The 21,134-nt window shown below is 39.1% G+C and carries 17 protein-coding genes and 1 rRNA gene; 13 read left to right on the top strand and 5 right to left on the bottom strand.

From position 1 onward, the window contains the following. Positions 1-43 precede the first annotated feature (43 nt). The 9 genes from rrf to GVK91_RS12515 all read left to right on the top strand — a co-directional run bounded on the left by rrf (position 44) and on the right by GVK91_RS12515 (position 11,126). A 5S ribosomal RNA gene (gene rrf, locus GVK91_RS12555) occupies positions 44-155 on the top strand. An 802-nt stretch (positions 156-957) separates the two neighbouring features. Next, positions 958-3,096, top strand: coding sequence for a cytochrome-c oxidase, cbb3-type subunit I (gene ccoN, locus GVK91_RS12550; protein ID WP_159729089.1), 2,139 nt, complete (start codon positions 958-960; stop codon positions 3,094-3,096). Positions 3,097-3,100: 4 nt separating this feature from the next. Next, complete coding sequence (locus tag GVK91_RS12545; RefSeq protein ID WP_159729087.1) at positions 3,101-3,298, top strand: hypothetical protein; 198 nt, start codon at positions 3,101-3,103, stop codon at positions 3,296-3,298. Between the two features lie 3 nt (positions 3,299-3,301). Beyond that, positions 3,302-4,216: a cbb3-type cytochrome c oxidase N-terminal domain-containing protein gene (locus GVK91_RS12540; RefSeq protein ID WP_159729085.1), complete on the top strand. Its 915-nt coding sequence runs from the start codon at positions 3,302-3,304 to the stop codon at positions 4,214-4,216. A 15-nt stretch (positions 4,217-4,231) separates the two neighbouring features. Next, the gene (ccoG, locus tag GVK91_RS12535; protein ID WP_159729083.1) at positions 4,232-5,620 is read left to right on the top strand and encodes a cytochrome c oxidase accessory protein CcoG; all 1,389 of its coding nucleotides are present in this window, start codon (positions 4,232-4,234) and stop codon (positions 5,618-5,620) included. Between the two features lie 11 nt (positions 5,621-5,631). Continuing rightward, positions 5,632-6,054, top strand: coding sequence for a FixH family protein (locus GVK91_RS12530; protein WP_159729081.1), 423 nt, complete (start codon positions 5,632-5,634; stop codon positions 6,052-6,054). Positions 6,055-6,063: 9 nt separating this feature from the next. Beyond that, a complete protein-coding gene (locus GVK91_RS12525) occupies positions 6,064-6,753 on the top strand; it encodes a sulfite exporter TauE/SafE family protein (RefSeq protein WP_159729079.1) in 690 nt (229 codons plus the stop codon). Positions 6,754-6,810: 57 nt separating this feature from the next. Further along, positions 6,811-8,274 carry a cardiolipin synthase gene (gene cls, locus GVK91_RS12520; RefSeq protein ID WP_159729077.1) on the top strand — a complete coding sequence of 488 codons (1,464 nt, stop codon included), beginning with the start codon at positions 6,811-6,813 and terminating at the stop codon, positions 8,272-8,274. Between the two features lie 128 nt (positions 8,275-8,402). Continuing rightward, positions 8,403-11,126 carry a carboxypeptidase regulatory-like domain-containing protein gene (locus tag GVK91_RS12515; protein WP_159729075.1) on the top strand — a complete coding sequence of 908 codons (2,724 nt, stop codon included), beginning with the start codon at positions 8,403-8,405 and terminating at the stop codon, positions 11,124-11,126. 257 nt (positions 11,127-11,383) lie between these two features. Here GVK91_RS12515 and GVK91_RS12510 read toward each other — a convergent pair whose 3' ends face one another. Continuing rightward, positions 11,384-11,965, bottom strand: coding sequence for a thymidine kinase (locus GVK91_RS12510; protein ID WP_075991734.1), 582 nt, complete (start codon positions 11,963-11,965; stop codon positions 11,384-11,386). Positions 11,966-12,199: 234 nt separating this feature from the next. On the opposite strand from GVK91_RS12510, the gene GVK91_RS12505 reads away from it, so the two are divergent. After that, positions 12,200-13,219, top strand: coding sequence for a hypothetical protein (locus tag GVK91_RS12505; RefSeq protein WP_159729073.1), 1,020 nt, complete (start codon positions 12,200-12,202; stop codon positions 13,217-13,219). Positions 13,220-13,290: 71 nt separating this feature from the next. On the opposite strand, the gene GVK91_RS12500 is transcribed toward GVK91_RS12505, so the two are convergent. Beyond that, on the bottom strand, positions 13,291-13,917 hold the full coding sequence (locus GVK91_RS12500) for a hypothetical protein (RefSeq protein ID WP_159729071.1): 627 nt from the start codon (positions 13,915-13,917) through the stop codon (positions 13,291-13,293). Positions 13,918-14,103: 186 nt separating this feature from the next. On the opposite strand from GVK91_RS12500, the gene GVK91_RS12495 reads away from it, so the two are divergent. Then, on the top strand, positions 14,104-14,418 hold the full coding sequence (locus tag GVK91_RS12495) for a YbaB/EbfC family nucleoid-associated protein (protein ID WP_159729069.1): 315 nt from the start codon (positions 14,104-14,106) through the stop codon (positions 14,416-14,418). Positions 14,419-14,428: 10 nt separating this feature from the next. Next, positions 14,429-15,112 (top strand): metal-dependent hydrolase, encoded by a 684-nt coding sequence (locus GVK91_RS12490; RefSeq protein WP_159729067.1) that lies wholly within the window; start codon positions 14,429-14,431, stop codon positions 15,110-15,112. An 80-nt stretch (positions 15,113-15,192) separates the two neighbouring features. On the opposite strand, the gene GVK91_RS12485 is transcribed toward GVK91_RS12490, so the two are convergent. The 3 genes from GVK91_RS12485 to GVK91_RS12475 all read right to left on the bottom strand — a co-directional run bounded on the left by GVK91_RS12485 (position 15,193) and on the right by GVK91_RS12475 (position 19,268). Further along, positions 15,193-16,011 carry a UDP-2,3-diacylglucosamine diphosphatase gene (locus GVK91_RS12485; protein ID WP_046671898.1) on the bottom strand — a complete coding sequence of 273 codons (819 nt, stop codon included), beginning with the start codon at positions 16,009-16,011 and terminating at the stop codon, positions 15,193-15,195. A 424-nt stretch (positions 16,012-16,435) separates the two neighbouring features. Then, positions 16,436-17,299, bottom strand: coding sequence for an N-acetylglucosamine kinase (locus GVK91_RS12480; RefSeq protein WP_046671899.1), 864 nt, complete (start codon positions 17,297-17,299; stop codon positions 16,436-16,438). A gap of 241 nt (positions 17,300-17,540) precedes the next feature. Beyond that, positions 17,541-19,268 (bottom strand): MFS transporter, encoded by a 1,728-nt coding sequence (locus GVK91_RS12475; protein ID WP_075991739.1) that lies wholly within the window; start codon positions 19,266-19,268, stop codon positions 17,541-17,543. Between the two features lie 303 nt (positions 19,269-19,571). Between GVK91_RS12475 and rho the strand changes: the two genes are divergently transcribed. Further along, complete coding sequence (gene rho, locus GVK91_RS12470; protein ID WP_153846113.1) at positions 19,572-21,071, top strand: transcription termination factor Rho; 1,500 nt, start codon at positions 19,572-19,574, stop codon at positions 21,069-21,071. The last annotated feature ends 63 nt before the right edge of the window (positions 21,072-21,134 follow it).

The raw sequence follows: 21,134 nt of genomic DNA, 5'->3' as shown, positions 1-21,134 counted from the left end.
GAATAAGATGATATGAATATCATAGATCAGCCAATAAAGATTTTTAGGTGCCTATATCGGCGGTGTCTACCTCTTCCCATTCCGAACAGAGCAGTCAAGCCCGCCAGAGCCGATGGTATTGCCGTAACAGGTGGGAGAGTAGGTCGGTGCCTTTTTTTACACGGAAGCCCTTGCTGGAAACAGTCAAGGGCTTCTTTCGTTTAAATACTTCCGTATTTCCATGTACAGGCTATTGGATATCCTCCGCATATCGGTTATCGCAGCACATGGCCGTCGATGAGCCTGTTCCGCAACCGTCGCTATCCTGCAACTGTCACTGTCTCTTAGTGGTAATGGTACACAGTCATAGCAGGCGGTCATGCAGTCATCACTGTGCTCCTGTGCTATGCTGCACTGTCGTAGCCACCGGTCATTACAAAACTCAGGCTGAGCTCATATTCTTTTAATAAGTGGCTTTTTCTACAGTGGTTAACTAAATTATGCTATAACAGTATACGGAAGCCAGTTCATGCTAATCCCACGACTGATTCTTTACGAAGAGTCCTTAACTCCCTTGCTACCGGCGAATAGTAAAATAAGTCTTCAGATTAAGGTTTGCTATTCTGATGAGGTTTGATGCACTATAGATACAATTCACTTCGTGCCAATAGTCCCGATGTTTTTGGGATAAATTCGTGTATATGTAACAGTGATTCTAACCCATATTGCCATTGAAACATGGTATTAAACTTTAAGAAATGTGACTACGGTCACTTTTGATGTCTGATCTAATTGTAAAAAGTATCTTTCAAGATCTCTATTTTCCCTAAGTCATTTACAACCAATGGTCGAAATTGCTAACTAAGCCTTGTAATCGGGTAATAAAAAAGTGACGTACATCACTTTTGTACGCATTGTCCATCATTAGATTGTCATAAATTGCTGCTTATTTTTGAACCAGAATCAACAATTTAAGTAATGCAGTTAGAGCAATTTAATTACGACAACAAGATTGTCAGGAATTTCGGAATCGCTACCATTATTTGGGGGATAGTTGGTATGACCATAGGATTGCTTGTGGCGACGCAGCTTGTTTGGCCCCAGATGAACTTTGGATTGCAATTTACAACATTTGGCCGTGTACGTCCTGTGCACACCAATGCGGTGATTTTTGCTTTCGTAGGTAATGGTATTTTTATGGGAGTTTATTACTCCTTACAGCGGGTGCTTAAAGCAAGAATGTTCAGTGATGCTTTGAGCAAGCTCCATTTTTGGGGTTGGCAATTAATTATTGTTGCCTCGGCTATTACACTACCCCTCGGTCTTACTTCAAGCCATGAGTATGCCGAAATGGAATGGCCTATTGATATCGCAATTACCCTCATTTGGGTCGTATTCGGAATCAATATGTTCGGTACTATTATCAAACGACGCGAACGTCACATGTATGTCGCTGTTTGGTTCTATATTGCCACATTTGTTACAGTAGCCGTATTGCATATTGTTAACTCCATCCAATTACCTGTAGCTGGCTGGAAAAGCTATTATGTCTACAAAGGCGTACAGGATGCGCTGGTACAATGGTGGTATGGTCACAATGCAGTTGCTTTTTTCTTGACAACTCCTTATTTGGGAATGATGTATTATTTCCTTCCTAAGATGGCCAACCGTCCAGTTTATTCTTACAAGTTAAGTATTCTTCACTTTTGGTCTTTAATCTTTATTTATATCTGGGCAGGTCCTCACCATTTGCTCTATACGGCGCTACCTGGCTGGGTACAGTCTTTAGGGGTTGTATTCTCCATTATGTTGATTGCTCCGAGTTGGGGCGGTATGATTAACGGCTTGTTGACCTTACGTGGTGCCTGGGATAAGGTACGGACGGAGCCTATGTTAAAATTCATGGTAGTGGCCCTTACTTGTTATGGTATGGCGACTTTCGAAGGCCCTATGCTATCCTTAAAGCAGGTGAATGCAATTGCTCACTTTACCGACTGGATCGTAGCACACGTACACGTAGGTGCATTGGGATGGAACGGCTTTATGACATTTGGTATTCTGTACTGGTTGATACCACGTATTTATAAAACAGAGTTATATTCTAAAAAGTTGGCATCAACGCACTTTTGGATAGGTACCTTGGGTATTTTGTTCTATGCGATCCCGATGTATTGGGCAGCTGTAGTGCAAGGCCTGATGTGGAAAGAATTTACACCGGAAGGGGTTTTGAAATATCCAAACTTCCTTGCGACAACATTGGAAATTTTGCCAATGCACATGATGCGTGCACTAGGTGGTGCACTTTATCTATCGGGCGTGTTCCTGATGACGTTCAACTTGATCAAAACTATGCAAAAAGGGAAGCTTTTGGCCAATGAGCCTGCAGAAGCTCCTGCATTATTGCCCGTTCAAGTAAACGAACAGTCTCAACACCGCCGCCTTGAACGTAAGCCAATTTTATTTATGGTACTGGCTCTTATTGCTATCCTCATCGGGGGTATGGTGGAGATGGTGCCGACTTTTACAATTTCTAAAAACGTTCCAACGATTGCGAGTGTAAAACCTTATACAGCATTGGAACTGCAGGGAAGGGATCTTTACGTTAGGGAAGGTTGTGTGAACTGTCACACGCAAACTATTCGTCCATTTAGATCCGAAACCGCCCGTTACGGAGAGTATAGCAAGGCGGGAGAGTTTGTTTACGATACACCGTTTTTATGGGGTTCGAAGCGGACGGGACCGGATCTGCATCGCATCGGTGGAAAATATCCAAATAAATGGCACTTTGATCACCTGTTGGATCCGACGATTACCTCGCCAGGAAGTATTATGCCAACATATCCTTGGTTAATCGATCAGAAGCTGGATAATTCTATTCTGCAAGATAAAATGAAAGCATTGCGGAAATTGGGAATTCCCTATACCGATGCGGAAATTGAACATGCTGAGCAGGATCTCACCAAACAGGCACAAAAAATTGCCGATGATCTAAAACAAAATCAAGTGCATGTGTTAGCTGACCGTGAGATTATAGCTGTAATTGCATACTTACAGCGATTAGGAACAGATATAAAAGCAGCTCCAAAAGTAGCTGATAATGTTAACGCAAATCAATAAAGCCATGTTTAAGCAAATAACAAATCTAAACGGCAGTGAGCTTTATCTAATCGCATCACTTTGGATCTTCTTGGTGTTCTTCATTTCAGTAGCAATAATGTTGTTTCGAATGAAAAAAGACTATGTTACTTATATGAAGGAATTGCCTTTGGAAGAAGATGAAACAGAAAACGAACTGAATCATTCACCTGAAAGTCTATAATATATGAGTTTATTATTGGATACTGCACCAGCTACCGCAGAAGTTGTTCAATCTACGATAGGATTCGGTACAGATAATTTATACACAGATATCTTAATTGTTGTATTGATCGTTGTGATGCTGGCTCTTCTTGCTTCGGCATTGATGGTCAATCGCGCGATGAAATCCATCATTAAGATTACCATGCCTGAATTGGCCAAGGAGGAAAAACTCAAAAAGGCGGCGAATAAGGGCTGGATGAAAAGGTCGTGGAACAAGATCATGGGTATCAGACCGATTTCAGAAGAAAAGGATATTGTCATAGACCATGAGTATGATGGTATCCGCGAATTGGATAATCCGATTCCGATCTGGTTTAATTTCCTTTTTTATGGAACGATTTTTTTCGGCCTTGTTTACTTATTTGTATATCAGGTGTCGGGCATCGGAATGAACCAGGACCAGGAGTATGAACATGAGATGGTCGTTGCCGAGAAAGAGCGTCAGGCTTATCTTACCGCTTCTGCGAGCAATGTAGACGAAAGTAGCGTGGAGTTTCAGCCGGAAATGGCAGCTGATGGAAAAGCGATCTTTACCGCAAACTGTGTCGCTTGTCACGGTGGTAGTGGCGAGGGAGGCATCGGACCTAACTTGACCGATAAGTTTTGGCTTCATGGTGGCGAGATTAAAGATATCTTCAAAACCATTAAGTATGGTGTTCCTGATAAAGGAATGGTGCCATGGGAACAAACTTTAAGTCCTGCACAAATCGCACAGGTTGCCAGTTATATTATCACCTTAAGGGATACACACCCTGCTAATCCAAAAGCTCCGCAAGGTGATGAGGTGACCTATGGCGGTGGTCAAACTGCAAGCGGAGAGAAGGGGGCAGATGAGAGCAAAGCAGATCAGGCTGAAACAGATAAAAAAGCAGAGTAGTAAATTGAAATAGCAATGAGTACAGTAGTCGTGAATAATGCCAATAACGGTGGATCTAAGTCAAAAAAAAGACAATGGATTTATGCCAAAAAACCGCAGGGAGAGCTTTACAAAAAGAGACAGTGGGTTGGGTATTCACTACTGCTGTTCTTGTTTGTAGTTCCTTTTATCAAAATAAATGGTGAACCGTTTCTCATGTTCAACATTATTGAGCGAAAGTTTTCCATCTTAGGAAATCTTTTCTATCCACAGGATCTCTACATATTCGTATTCGGCATGTTAATCGTGATGGTATGTGTGGTTTTGTTTACTGTTGTCTTTGGACGGGTATGGTGTGGATGGACTTGCCCCCAGACCATTTTTTTGGAATTAATATTTAGACGAATTGAATATTGGATCGAAGGTGATTGGCAACAACAAAAGAAATTGGATGCTGGACCAAATACGGATCAAAAACAATTGAAAAAATTTTTGAAACATGGTATATTCCTGATCATATCATTTTTCATTTCAAATATCTTTTTGTCTTATATCATCGGTGTTGATGCGCTGATGAAGATCATCACTGATCCATTGGACCAACATATCGGTGGATTGATATCAATAATCATATTTACATTAGTTTTTTATGGCGTGTTTGCGTATGTCAGGGAGATTGTATGTATTGCAATTTGCCCTTATGGCAGATTGCAGGGCGTACTCCTCGATGACCAAAGTATTACTGTTGCATATGATCATAGACGTGGAGAGCCAAGAGGAAAACAGCAAAAGGATGCAATGACGACACATGGAGATTGTGTAGACTGCAAACTCTGTGTACATGTATGCCCCACGGGAATTGATATTCGAAATGGCCTGCAATTAGAATGTGTAAGCTGTACGGCCTGTATAGATGCCTGTGATGCTGTTATGGACAAAATTGGAAGGCCTAAAAAGTTAATTGGCTTTTATCCAATGGGTGAGATTGAAGGAACACTGAAGAAAAAAAGCAATACGAGAGCAATAGCCTATTCTATCGTGTTGGTTGCATTAATGTCGGTCTTTTGTTTTCTGTTGTTCAATCGTTCTCAGGTGGATGGAAGATTGCTGCGGGCAAAGGGAAGCACCTACCAACTTCGTGATGATAAGACAATAAGCAACCTGTATTCTTTGGAATTGATTAATAAGTCTGGTAAAGAAATGCCTTTTAAATTGGTCTGTGATGATCCGCGTTTAAAGATTCAACTGGTCAATCCTATTCAAAAATTGAGTAAAGATGGACATGCGACACTGAGCTTTTTTCTAATTATCGCGAATAAGGATGTTGAGACCTATAAAAGTAATATAAAATTAGCTATCTATTCGGGAGATAAGAAAGTGGAGAGTTTAAAAACCACTTTTATAGCACCTCCGGGTATGAATTAAATTGAAAAACAATGAATTGGGGTACGAAGATTTTTTTAACCTTGGCGGTATTTATGTTGTGTATAGTCGGAACAGGAATATACATGGTGAGTCACGATTCGGATAGTCTGGAAGAAGATGACTATTACGAGCAGGGACTGAATTATGATCAAGCTTACGATAAAAAGCAAAATGTATTGATTATGAAGGAATCACCGACAATTGAAATCAGGCAGGATACCTTGTATATTCATTTTGTCTCCAAAGAAAATAAAGGGAAATTGCTGTTTCGAAAACCTTCGGATAACCGATTGGATAAAGAATTACCATTTCAGACAACCAGTAATTTATATACACTGCCCATTTCCACGTTCGATAAAGGAATGTGGAATTTGTATATTGACTGGAAGAGTGTAGGTAAAGATTTTTTGTTTGAAGAGCATATTTTATTTTAGTTTAAGGAAATGAGCTATACCTATTTTGCATTTTTCATGGGATTGTTTGGAAGCATACATTGTGCGGTAATGTGTGGTCCATTAATTTTTGCTATTGAAGGAAGGCAGGGTTTTGGTTGGAACGTTTTCTTAAATAAGATACTGTATCAATCCGGCAGGGTACTGACTTATGGTTGTTTAGGACTTTTACTCGGTACGATCGGGACATTTGCGCAAATTCAAGGTTGGCAGCGAAGTTTGAGCTGGGCCACAGGTATTATTCTGATCGGAATTGCTTTATTCCAGCTTATTGGTAAGCATAATAGAAAAATCGCTAGCTGGCAGACGAAGGCTGTGCAGCCAATTGTACGCTTATTGTCGAAATGGCTCTATAAACCGGGGGGGAGTTTTATTGCCGGCGTACTGAATGGCTTATTGCCCTGTGGTATGGTCTACATGGCACTCATGTCGTCCATAAATGCAGACAGCCCACAGCAAAGTTTCTTTTTTATGTTGTGTTTTGGCTTAGGAACTATCCCGCTATTGTTTGTGTTTTCTTTTTTGGGAAATTTCTCCAGATCTTTCAAAATCGGATTTTCGAAATGGGTTCCCTTTCTCTATTTCTTATTGGGAATATGGTTTATACTGCGGGGTGCCAATTTAGACATTCCGTATTTAAGTCCATTCATTCATGTCGATGGTGCAATAAACTGTGTTTAACGACAAACAATATGTCGATGCTAAGTATTATATTTGGTAAAACCCTTAGCACACAATATGGAGGTACTTCATCATATTTTACAGATTGCATTAGAATATTATTGGATTCCCTTACTCATCCTTTATATTGGTGTAATCGGGACGATTTTGATCGAAAACCGTAATCCTTCCAAGACCATTGCCTGGATTATGGTCATTGTTTTCTTACCTGTCGTCGGTTTGCTCAGTTACTATTTCTTTGGTCAGAAGTTTAAGAAGGTCAAAAGGATGAAACGCGTGTATCGCGAGCAGTCCAAAAAGCTACTGGATGCCTGGCGTAAGGAATCCGAAATTATGGAGGAACATATTGATACGTTAAATGAGCGGATCGGTAGTTTGGCCATGGTGTACCGCTACCTTAAAAATCAAAAGATCTCTACATTTTCCCTCAACAACGATTTAACCCTGTTTATCAATGGGGAAGAAAAGTTTCCGGTACTTATTGATCGCCTTAAAGCTGCGCAGCATTCCATTCACATGGAATATTATATCTGGGAAATGGATGGAATAGGGCAGGAAATCTTACATATTCTAGAAGAAAAAGCAAAAGCTGGGGTCACCGTACGTCTGATATTGGATAGTTTTGGTGCTCCTGATGTAATTAAATATTTACGGCGGCATAAACCCGATTTTGTGTTTCAAGCTTTTCTTCCAGTAACCTTCAGTTCCTTGGCGAATAGCAACTACCGAAATCACCGCAAGATAGCGGTGATCGATGGGAAAATAGGTTTTGTCGGCGGAATCAATATTTCAGATCGATATATCAATAATGGAAAAAATGAGGTTTATTGGCGGGATACAGCTATGATGGTTGTCGGCGCGGCCGTAAATACGTTGCAAATCCAGTTTTGGAACAGCTGGAACCAGACAGATGCGGAATCGTTTGAATTGGGCCGAGGTTATTTAAACCGATTTCCACTTACCGATGAAGATGCGAGTGGAGTAGGATTTACAGCCAGTGATCCTGGATCGCCAGCGCCCTTTAATATGGAAGCAATTATTGCCGGTATCAACGAAGCAAAAGAATATGTACAGTTGTGTACGCCATATTTTATTCCCAGCGATCAATTGACGACCGCTTTAATGCTCGCGGTATCTTCAGGTGTCCGTGTGGACTTGATGTTGCCGGCCCAGTCTGATTCGTTTTTTGTACAGCATGCCTCATTCTCATTTATAAAACCACTATTGGAAAGAGGAGTCAATGTATACCTCTATACAAAGGGATTTCTGCATGCCAAAACCATCTGTATTGATGGGAAGCTTGCCTATATCGGTACGACAAACTTAGATATCAGAAGTTTTTATATCAATTTTGAAATCTCGGGAATTGTCTCGGATAAAGCGCTTTGCGACCGTCTTAATGCACAATTTTTGGCTGATATCGACTTATCAGATCTGATTACAATCCGAAAATGGATGCAGCGAAGCCGCTGGAAAAGAGGAGTTGATTCAATCTGTAGGCTTTTGGCTCCATTGCTTTAAATTATTTTTAAAGAGTCGGTAATGACCCTATGAATAGGTATAATAAATGTTAAAAATACCCCAATAGGGTTGGTCTTTGCTCAAAATTGAATATATTTAGCTATTCATTTTTTATTCTAAGACTTTCAATGAAGCACATAAAACTATTGACTTTATCGATAGGACTGTTAGGAATGGGGACCACTTATGCCCAGACTACACCTACGTTGCCTATTAATACGATCGTAGAACGAGTTCAGAAATATTTTCAGGTCTACCCAGTTGAAAAGGTACATTTACATTTCGATAAGCCATATTATGCGGTGGGGGATACCCTCTGGTTTTCGACTTATTTATCCCGCAATTTGGCCGAATATGAGCCGAGTAAAATAGCTTATGTGGAAGTATTGAACAGTCGTGATTCCCTGATTCAGACATTAAAAATTCCATTGGATAAAGGGGTAGGAAATGGGCAGATTGTACTTGATCCTCAATTTATGTCTCAGGACAATTATCGATTTAGAGGTTACACAAAATGGATGGCCAACTTTGATAATGCCTATTTTTTTAATAAGGTGGTGCCAATCGGTGATGTTATCAATAAGAAATTGATTACGAACATTGAATTTCAAAATAACATTGGTGGCAATAAAACCCAAGCTGTCATACAGTTCCGCGATCGTACGGGAAAGCCGATGATCAATTCAAAAATCAATTGGGAGTTTGTCTCGGGATGGGAAACGTTCGACAAGGGTAAAGGTGAGACTGATGGTCTAGGGAAAGTAACGATAAATTTGTCTGCGAAGGAAAAAGCAAATTTGGAGAAGGGACAATTGAAGATTAGCATTCAAGAGAATAAAAATGAAAAACCTTTGTCTAGTTCTTTCTTGCTAAAAAATGCCTTATGGGATGCGGATGTGCAATTCTTTCCTGAAGGGGGAGATATTATCGCCGGATTGGCAAAAAAAGTGGCATTTAAAGCCCTCGGATCCGATGGAAAGGGTCTAAAGGTAAAAGGAATTATTTTAGATTCTAAGGGTAAATCTGTAGCAGAGTTTGCGGACTTCGGAAATGGAATGGGCTATTTTTCTCTTCTACCGCTCGCAGGAGAAAATTATCAAGCAGTTGTGAAGTTTGAGAATGGACAGGAACGCAAATACAAATTGCCGGCTGTTGTCAATGATAAGGCAAATGTTGTTTTTGTAAAACAGGATGCCACAAATGCTGAGTTTGCCGTGGTAACCAGTGAAGAGAATTTTTCAAAAAACCAGGGGCAATCCTATTATGTTTTGGTTCAGTCGAATGGACATCTCTGTTTTGGCGCGCAAGTGAATTTAAAATCTTCATCAGCATTGGTCAATATTCCGAAAGAGCGTTTACCAAATGGTATTGTCCAGGTAACTTTATTGAGTCCTGATGGAAAGCCTCTCAGTGAGCGTCTGGCATTTGTTCAAAGTGAAAAGCTTTTAAATATTCAGGTTACGAGCGATAAGCAAAGTTATAAGGCCAAAGACTTGGTCAATCTTAAACTTGCTGTAGACAACAATGGACAGAAGTTCCCAGGAAGCTATTCAGTAGCTGTAATAGACGAATCCAAAGTTCCTTATAATGATCAGGCAGATCTATCGATTGTGAGCAACTTTTTGTTGACTTCGGACCTCAAAGGAAATGTAGAGAACCCAAATTCATATTTTGATGAAAAAAATCCCAACCGGGATAAAGCTTTGGATGCTTTATTAATGACGCAGGGCTATCGTCGATTTGACTACCCGACGCTTATATCGGAGAAGTTGCCGCAGATTAGTTTTCTTCCTGAGCAAGGAATCGAATTGTCAGGTATACTTCGGATGAATACGGGACGTCCTTATCCAAATGGTGGGTTACTTTTATCGGTACCTTCCCGTAATATTAAGAAGGACGTTTATACGGATCAAAATGGACGATTCACATTTAAAGATCTTGTGTTCCCGGATTCGTCCAAAGTAACGGTTAATGCCCGATCGAATGACAATTACCGAAGCTTGGTTATTAATATGGACCAGAGCTTTTACCCCGAGATCGATAAGAATAATGGTTATAAGAGTTATTTTGTACCTAATATAGACCAAGCTTTTGCTCCTTATTTGGCGAATAGCCGAAAAGAATATCGAAAATCGATTCTCTTGGATGAGGTCGAAGTGACGGCGGTAGTGAAGAAAGTAATCACCAATAAAGATTTTCCTTCTATTTCGGGGCTGTCCATGCCGGAACACCGTATTGAACCCGAACGTTTGACCGGTTGTAACGTGTTGACCATGTGTCTTCAAACGGTATTGACGGGCATTACTTATGATCCACAGACATTGAAATATTATGTTTCTCGTGATTATAATGCGGGTGGGCGTACACCTGTTCAATTCTTTCTGAACGGTATGGCTATTGATGAGCCCGGATTGAATAGCATCAATGTCGCGGATATCGAAGGTATCGAAATCTTCTTACGTGATGAATTGGGTACAGTCTCCAGAATGTATCAAAATAATGGTGTTGTGTCAATCTATACGAAGAAAGTGGAAGCGAAGAAACCACGGATGTCATTGAGTGAGATTGAAAGCTTATTGCCTAAATCAAATGTAATCGATATGTATCCATTGGGGTATATTAAAGAGCGGAAATTCTATGTTCCAAAATATGATACGCCGGAAAGAAAGGCTGCAAACGATTTGAGAACGACCATTTACTGGAATCCGAAAGTCTCGATCACAGAGACCGGGGAGGCTGCCATTCAGTTTTATAATGCCGACGGAAATGGAAATTACAAGGTAATCGTCGAGGGAATGGATCAAACAGGGAATATCGGCCGTAAGGTAATAAACTACGGTGTTCAGCCTTAAACCTTGTATATAGGAGTTGATCAAAAAAAGAACGCTGTTCTCAGTCAAAGAGAGCAGCGTTCTTTTTTTTGTTAAAAAAAACACCTCCTTGATGGGCAAGGAGGTGCTAACTAACCAATTATAAACCTAAATTATGAAAAGTATTTTGTCGCTATTAATAGCGCTAATCTTCTTATTTATAAAGTATATTTCAAATCCTATGCCAAATAGTGTTTATAGCACTTTTGGCAGATTTTTAGTTGACTTTTTTGATCAGGCTATTTATTCAAGTGGAAATAACAGGGTCTACAACGTGGTTCATAAGCGTCTTTTTCACCTAAAAGTACGGTTTCCGTATCCTTGGTCAGGCGATAGGAATAATTCGCTGGAGCGCCACATTGCATGCAAACCGCATGTACTTTCGTAACGTGTTCGGCTACTGCCATTAGATTGGGAATTGGGCCAAATGGTTGCCCTTGAAAATCCATATCGAGCCCGGCAACAATTACCCGAATACCACTGTTTGCCAATTTGACACACACCTCTGTCAAACCGTCATCAAAAAATTGTGCTTCATCGATTCCGACAACTTGGGTAGATGAGCTTAAGAGTAGGATCGCTGAAGAATGATCAACGGGTGTTGACGGGATGCTATTACTATCGTGAGAAACGACCAACTTTTCATCGTATCGTTTGTCAACAGATGGTTTAAAGATTTCGACATTCAGACGTGCATATTGTGCTCGTTTTAGCCTGCGAATCAATTCTTCTGTCTTGCCTGAGAACATCGAGCCACAGACAATTTCAATGCTACCATATTGAGCGGGGCGCAAAGCCAAATTATGTTCGGAAAAAAGCATTTGATTAATTTAATTTTGTCGGAAGGTCTGCAAATAAGGTGATTTTTGTAAAATGACCTCCCATTATATTCTGTTTTTGACACTGCTAATATCAGAATTAAATATTAAATTTGGGTAGCAAAAAAGTGAACGTAAATCCAAATATTTCTAAATCAAAGGATTGAGTTTTCCACTTTTCGGTCGGTTGAAGGTATAAGTATTATAAATGATTAATTGGTGATTTCAAATAGAATTATGGGTACTAAAGAGGAAATTTTTAATAAGATAGGCGATTTATTACAGGATTTAAATGGACAGTATCTAAGCTTGTCAGAGCAGGGGAGTTTGTCCGAAATTAACGAATTAGTAACACTGGAAGCGAAAGCACAGGCTGTGGCAGCATACATAACTTTACTAAAGACCAAGGCTGTTCTTCAGGAAGGTCAATCGCAGCATGCTTTAAGTACTGCTGCCTTGGACAGTAAGAAGATTGCTTTCAACGATTATTTTACCCCACCTTCTACCATTAGAACATCAGCGCAACAAGTTGTTGCTGAACAGCCTCAAAAAGAGGTTCAAGACGCTCAGCCAGTTGAAGATTTCAGCCGTGGAAATGAAGAAAGCATTGTGGTAAATGAAGAAACTATCGTGGCGGAAAAAGAAGTCCCATTTGTTTCTGAAAGTGAACCTGCAAAATCGGAGGAACCTAGTCCTGAAATTGTTGAACCTGTCATTCCTCCAGTTGCTGCAATTCCCCCGGTTTTTGCAGCTGCCCCAGTGGAGGAATTAGCTTATCAGGCAGAAAAGGACGTCACTGAGCAAGTCGAAGAACCGACTGTCTTCGTTACAGAAGTAATCGAAGAACCAAAAGAAGTCGTTATCGAACAGCCGCAAGAAGTTTTTATTCAGGAAGAAATCAATACGGTCATTGAGGAAGCTCCAGCAAGACCATTGACCTTAAATGAAATTATCTCTCAACAGAAACAAGCCGGCGTGCAGAATCGTGTTTATCAGGTGAATCAATCTGGACATACCGATAAACTCACGGATATTAAAGCAGGGATAAGCTTAAATGACAAACTCTTATTTATTAAGGATTTGTTTAATGGGTATAGTTTAGCGTATAGTGAGGCTGTCGAATTATTGAATAGGTTTACAAGCTACGCAGAAGCGGACGCATTTTTGCAGACAAATTATGCTATTAAAAATAAATGGGCAGATAAGCCGCATACCGTTGAAAAATTATACGACGTCCTGCGCAGAAGATATAACTAAAATCATAAAACATAAAAAAAACAGCTCTTGTTCTACTGGAGCTGTTTTTTTATGCCGATATTTTTGGTTTTTTAGCTTAGTTGAAATTGTAGCCAATCGTTCCCTTCATGACCATATACAAAATACTTTGGCTGAAGAATTTCGGCTAAGGATTCGAGTTCGCTCAAGTAATTGTATCCGGGAATCTTTGCAAATTGTTCACTGGTCATAATAAAGACTTGATCTAGCTCGATAGCTTTGGATGATGCGATAGCTGCCGTATTCAACAATTGTGGGATTTGGATAAATGTCTGTTCCCCATGACCGATGACAATGATTTTATCGGCTTCATTTTCTGTCGTAACTGGAATACCACCTGCAATTTTTATGGCTTCCTGCAGATAGGCAGAACGGTTTATTTCAAGGGGCTGTATTTGGTCCAGTACCAATACCTTGGGCCTGTCAGTAGCCGAAATAAACTTAAGCTTATGGATTAGAATACTTGTTTCGTCTTCAATTTTTTCAACCAGTTCAACTGTTTTATCGATGGCATCGAGATCAGTCCCGATACGTTTGATATAGGAGACCATATCATCGATGTCGACAAGTTGAGGGCGATCTGAAATCAATGTGTCGTAGGTTTCAGCTGGAATAGCTGCCGGATTTAGGTCCAACTGGTCCAAAATATGGGCGACTAGTTTTTCTTGATTGCTTTGCATGTTGCAAAAATACAAAACCTTCCTGACTTCGCAGACACCAAGAGCAATGAAAGCGAACTGAAGGTTCTTTTTGGCCAATAAGATCAGACACTTTCAGAAATAAAAGGGAAGCATTAGCGAAAGTAAATTAGCAATAGTAGGTATGCACAGATTTTTGTAAATTGGCATCAAATAAATGATATAAATATGTTTGACAAATTATTTCAAGCCCAGCAAAAGGCGGAGGAAATCAAAAAAAGATTGGATTCAATTTCTGTGTCTGGTGAAGCGGAAGGTGGTTTAATCCGTGTGATAGCGACAGCAAATAAAGAGATAAAAGAGGTTACCATCGATCCTATATTTTTATCAAACGCAGATCAAGAAGAATTGGAGGAGTTGCTTGTGGTTGCTCTGAATAAGGCAATTGCTCAAGCTGAGAATATCAGCCAGGCTGAAATGCAAGCAGCAAGCAAGGATATGTTGGGTGGACTAGGAGGACTAGGCGGATTATTTAATCAATAGCAATATTATCATGAAAGCGACTTATTACGGACAATCTTGTGTGGAGTTTGATTTTGACGGCACGAAGGTTCTTTTAGATCCATTTGTAAGCTATAATCCACTTGCAAAAGAAATCGATGTAAATACAATTAAACCGGATTATATCTTTTTAAGTCACGGGCATCAGGACCATGTAGCAGATATGGCGACGATTCAAAAAAACAGCGGTGCCACTGTTTTAGCGATTGTTGAAACTGCAGGCTGGGTGAGAAGACAGGGAGTGCCTGACGATAAAGTTATCGAGTTTAACTTGGGCGGAACAGTTCAACTGCCTTTTGGTTCGGTAAAGATGGTATATGCCGCACATACCAATAGTACACCTGATGGTCAATACGGTGGGTTTCCTGTAGGTTTTGTCTTTAATGTAAAAGGCAAGCGAATTTATTTTGCTGGAGACACTGCGTTAACCATGGAAATGAAATTGCTGGCAGACATGAAGCTGGATTGGGCATTTTTGCCTATTGGTGGGCATTATACAATGGACGTGGATGATGCAATTAAAGCCGCTGAATTTGTGAATTGTGCTCGGGTAGTTGGTATCCATTACGATTCATTTCCGCCAATAACGATCGATAAACAACAAGCTTTGGATAAATTCCAAAATGAGGATATTTCATTGTCATTGCCGGAAATCGGTTCGACATTTGAGTTATAAACAATACAACAAAAAGCCGAGCTAGCTCGGCTTTTTGTTGTATTGTTTTCCTGATTTTATGCAGATCTGCGTTGTGTCCATTAAGATATGACAATCTTTTTAAGATCTTCCAGGCTGAAAAGAGGGATATCGATGATTTTATTCTTCAGGATTTGTTCTTTGTTTTCTTCAAAGTAGAACAGCTTCCATTCCCCATTTTTATATTCTAAACTACTGAGATTTTCAATCCAGTCCCCTGAGTTCATATAGGTGCAGGTTCCTTTTCGGGTAATAACTTCTTTGATTTGAGGTTGATGGATGTGTCCACAGATAACGAAATCGTAATTTTTTTCAATCGCTAGTTCAGTAGCTGTATGTTCAAAATCCGATATATACTTGACGGCCTTTTTAACAGAGTTTTTGATCTTTTTAGAAAGAGAGTATTTCTCCTTACCCATTTTATCCAGGCAATAATTAATGATATTATTGAGCTGGATTAATTTGTCATATCCCCATCCACCCAGTTTGGCCAACCATTTAGAATGATGAATGGATGCGTCGAAAACATCCCCATGAAAGATCCACACTTTTTGATTATTGAGTGAGAGAAGTAGTTTATTGCTCAGCTTGATATTACCTAATTTTAGATCGGTAAATTTGCGCAACATTTCATCGTGGTTGCCCGTGATGTAATGCACTTCTGTACCAGAAGAGCTCATGTCAATAATCTTTTTGATGACTTTGAGATGTTCCTGTGGGAAATAGCTTTTTTTAAATTGCCAAATGTCTACGATGTCTCCATTGAGTATCAGTATTTTGGGAGATACGGACTCTAGGTAAAGTAAAAGCTCTTTAGCTCTACTACCGTAGGTACCTAGGTGTAAATCTGAGATTACAAGTATATCAAGGCTTCTTTTCATTTGCAATAAATTTGTTTATTCATCTATGTCTACAAAGATTTATCAACCTTTGTTGATTTTGTTGTCTGTCCGTCTGTTGAGGACTATATTTCACCTTTGACGGATTTGTCTGAAATGAATCGATCATGAACGATCTATTTTACCGTTTTTTGTGTTATTGTATGCCACGATTTTTCATTCAATAAATCTGTTATCTTCTTTTACAAAAAAAAGATACTTTTATTTTGTACCGATGAAATTCCTGTTATTAAATCATTAAAATATCTTGTAAAACGGTATGAATTAGTTTATTGGAAATTAATATTAGCAGGAAATTTTCGTTGAGGAGACGATCAGAAAGACAATGGAGTGGGGTAAGGGCCACAAAAAAAGGTATCCAATTTTATTGAACACCTTTCATTATGTTAAAGATTATTTTTCTTTTTTATTTGGCAGTTGCTGCCGCTCTATCGATGTGGAATTGTACTAAATCGTCAATAGGGGAACGTAAGATCTTACCTACTTTCATTCCATATTGCTCAGCTTTTTCAGCTAATACATTTCTGAAATTATAACCTACTGAACCGATACAGTTGAAAGTATAACTTTGATAATTAGGGTATTTGCTAACAAGGTTTCTGAAAAATGCTTCAAAAGCTTCATCAACGATATTGCGTGTGTATTCGATATTTACATTGTTGTCATAGACAAATTTGCTAAAGCTAGCACAGAAACGATTTGGCATAGGTTTGGTATAAACCGCGTCCATAATTTCATCTTTTGTCATTTTATACGTGTTATAGAATACCTCTTTAACATCTTTAGGCATCAAATTACGAACATAATCTGCCAGTAATTTTTTACCGATATAACTACCAGAACCTTCATCACCTAAAATGTAAGCACCTGAGTCGATGTTTAATGTGATTTCTTTGCCGTCGTAGAGACAAGAGTTTGTTCCTGTTCCTAAGATCGCAGCGAATCCGGCTTGAGTTCCTAATAATGCTCTTGCTGCTGCAAGAAGATCGTGTCCTACTTCAACTTCAGCTGTCGTAAATACTTGTTTTAAGGCATCAACTACAATTTGTGCTTTTTCCTTGTTATGAACACCTGCACCATAATAGTTTACTTCTGAGATTTTTTCAAAAGGTAAATCTTGCGGTAGTCCTTTTTTTAGGGAGTTTACAATGTATTCACTATCAACAAAATAAGGGTTATATCCTTCTGTGTTGAAGTAGATTTTTTTATTCGAATCGTCTAACAAACACCAGTTTGTTTTTGTTGATCCCCCGTCAGCAATGATTATCATTATTGAGTAGTTTTAATTGTGTTTATCGTTATAAAATGAGTAATCAATTCATTAATCAATTCCCCGAAAATACATTTTTTAATTTTAAATATCATAATTTATCCACGTATTTTTCAAAAAATAAATTTTTGTACTTTGGTGACCATATAAAAAAACTGGCTTAACGATATTGTTAAGCCAGTTTTTGAGCTGTGTAATAAAATTGTTTAAATAGTGTACTATTTACAATTAGTGAGGGGTGTTAATGTCCCCCTTCAGCCTCTATTTCGTCAATATTGATTCCTTGTTTTGTTAATATTCCCTTAACAAATATCGCAAAGAAAACAACATAACAGAATCCGATTAATGGTAGAATATACGAATTATGAATGCCGATAATATCCGCTAATTTTCCTTGAATCGGAGGAAGAACACCACCACCAAGAATCATCATGACAAGAAATGCCGAACCTTGAGCTGTATATTTACCTAAACCTACAATGGATAAACTGAAAATCGAAGACCACATAATTGAACAAGCAAGACCGCCTGATAAGAAAGCATAGATTGCAATAGTACCCGATGAGAATAGGCCAATTAACATCGCGATGATTCCAAATAATCCGAAAATAATCAATGTACGAGCAGGTTTTTCTTTACTTAGGTAGAATGCTACAATCTGAAGAAGAATACATACTACGTAATAATAGAGATGCGACATTTCAAATCCTGCAAGCGTATTGACTCCGATGATAATGGAGAATGCAATCAGAGGAACGATAATCAATAATCCATTTTTAGCCGATTTACTCAAGTTAAAGGCTGTAATTGCACCGGCCCAACGACCAATCATCATACTCCCCCAATACATGGATACATAAGGTGTAATTTGCGATGATTGCAAGTGACCAAATTCCTTCAATGTCAATAATTCGCCGAGGTTACTACCGATAGCAACTTCGATACCGACATAGATAAATAGGGCGAGCATACCCAAAGCCAATTGTGGATATTTCATCGCACCCCAGCCTTCTGGATTTTTTTGCGCGCTCTTATTGGAGAACAATAAACCACCGATGACAACGACCAATGCTCCAGCCAACCATAACATACGTTGCATTTCGAGTGGTTTGGCAACTTCTTTAATGTGCAATTTGAGTTGGTCAATCTGAACCTGATCCGTTAAACTTGAAACCTGTTTGTGTAACTGCTCTACCTGCAAGGCTAAGTCACTCTTGTAGCTTAAAAAAACTGGTGTGAACATACCAAAAAGTAGTACGGTCATAATGATCAATGTACGTAAAGCTTTATTAGCCTTTTCCATCGGTTCATCACTAATGCCAGCAGGAACTTTTTTACTGAAATTAAATAATGCTGCAGCAAGCAGGAACAATAGACCAACACCTATGTAAAGATACACAACCTTGTTTAGAGGAAGGTTGGCGATCTCGGAGTCAGAAATAGGTTCAAAAGTTCCGAATAAGGAAAATCCGATAACAAGAGGTCCTATTGTTGTACCAAATGAGTTGATACCACCGCCTAGGTTCACGCGGGAAGCACCCGTTTTTGGATCGCCCAATAAAACGGCAAATGGATTTGCTGCAGTTTGTTGTAATGAAAAACCAAGGGCTACAACGAATAGTCCCAACAACATACCAACATACAAATTTACTTCGACAGCAACAATCATGGCTGCTGCACCCAAGGCCGAGAAAAGTAAACCGTAAACGATACTCTTTTTATATCCCCATTTTCCAACCAGGTCCTTTCCTCCGATTGAACTGAAAATAAATAGTAACAATGCACCAATATAATAGGCTGTATAAAAAGCAAAGTCTATTAACTGGGATTGAAACTGGTCTAAATGAAAGTAATTTTTGCAGAACGGTATAAAAACACTGTTCCCTGCCGCAATGAACCCCCAAAAGAAAAACACAATAATCAATGTGTAGAGTGCGGGGTAATTGGTTTTAGTTTGTTGCTGTTCCATATAAGGGATCTAAAAACTTAAATTTTGAAAGGTACGAACTTATGAAAAAAAATATAAAATTCAATCTAAAAATGTTGTTAAATCGTTTTACTAGCTACAATAGTAAATATTTTTTTTGAAATATTTTGAAATAACAAAATTTGTTTTTTTCTTTGTCTAGGTTCTCAATATTTAATCCACTTCGGGTTTAAAAGAAATCATTAAGTTCTTCATCACACTTAATCATGGAAACTTGTTTAAGTGTGTAATCAGAATTCAGAAAAAAGCTCAAAAAAAAATCCAAAAATCATACACAACACATTAATGGATATTAACGAATTAAACGCTAAACTCGTATCGGAATTGCGCGAGATTGCTAAATTGATCGGTATCGCAGATGCTGATAAATTGCGTAAACAAGAATTAATCGAAAGAATTAGCAATACTGGTGGGGAAGAGGAAGCAGCTCCAGCGCCAGCTGAAAACGCAGCTAAAGTAGAGGAAGATAATCAGGAACATGCTGAACGTACACGTAAACGTGTCCGGACTGTAAAAACAGCGGAACCTGTCACGGTAAGAAAACGTGAGGTTTCTGAGCATGACGAAACTCCGGTTGTAACCGAAGATGCTCCATCAGCAGATAAAGGTCCCCAACCTGAAAAAGCAACACAAACTCCTAAAGCAGAAAACACTTCTTCAAGTACAGATTTCGATAATGTGATCGTTAATGAGGGTGTATTGGAGATCATGCCTGATGGTTATGGCTTCTTACGTTCATCAGATTATAACTATTTGACTTCTCCTGATGATATTTATGTATCACAATCTCAGATCAAATTATTTGGTTTGAAAACGGGAGATACGGTACGTGGTTGTATCCGTCCACCTAAAGAGGGTGAAAAATACTTCCCTTTGGTACGGGTTGAGGCTATCAATGGGCAAAATCCTGCTGAGGTTCGTGACCGTGTGCCATTTGATTATTTGACACCATTGTTCCCTGATGAGCGTTTAAATTTGGATATGGGCGTTGGAAATTACTCTACGCGCATCATGGATTTATTTACGCCTATAGGTAAAGGCCAACGTGGATTAATCGTTGCTCAACCGAAAACGGGTAAAACAAACTTGTTAAAAGAGGTTGCAAATGCTATTGCAAAGAATCACCCAGAAGTTTATTTGATTATCTTATTAATCGATGAGCGTCCTGAGGAGGTTACTGATATGGCGAGAAGCGTACGCGCTGAAGTTGTTTCTTCGACATTTGATGAGCCAGCTGACCGCCACGTGAAAATCGCGAATATCGTGCTTGAGAAAGCGAAACGTATGGTAGAGTGTGGACATGATGTCGTTATTTTGTTAGACTCAATCACAAGATTGGCTCGTGCATATAACACGGTTGCGCCTGCGTCAGGTAAAATTTTGTCAGGTGGTGTGGACGCTAACGCTTTACATAAGCCAAAACGTTTCTTTGGTGCTGCCCGGAATATCGAAAACGGTGGTTCATTGACAATTTTAGCAACAGCATTAACAGATACAGGTTCTAAAATGGATGAAGTTATCTTTGAAGAATTCAAAGGTACAGGTAATATGGAATTACAGTTGGATCGTAAGTTGGCTAACAAACGTATCTTCCCTGCGATCGATATCACAGCTTCCAGTACACGTCGCGATGATCTATTGACTGACAAAGATACATTACAACGTATTTGGGTACTTCGTAACCACCTATCTGATATGAATTCTACAGAGGCCATGGAATTTTTACAAGGTCAATTGCGTGGAACTAAATCAAATGAAGAATTTTTGATCAGTATGAATGGGTAATCCCATCAAATTTTGATATTTTAGCCATCATTTTTAATCGAATGATGGCTTTTTTTATAAAAT

The sequence above is a fragment of the Sphingobacterium sp. 18053 genome, from assembly GCF_902706145.1.
Taxonomy (GTDB): domain Bacteria; phylum Bacteroidota; class Bacteroidia; order Sphingobacteriales; family Sphingobacteriaceae; genus Sphingobacterium; species Sphingobacterium paramultivorum.
This window is presented reverse-complemented; position numbering and strand designations above follow the sequence as displayed.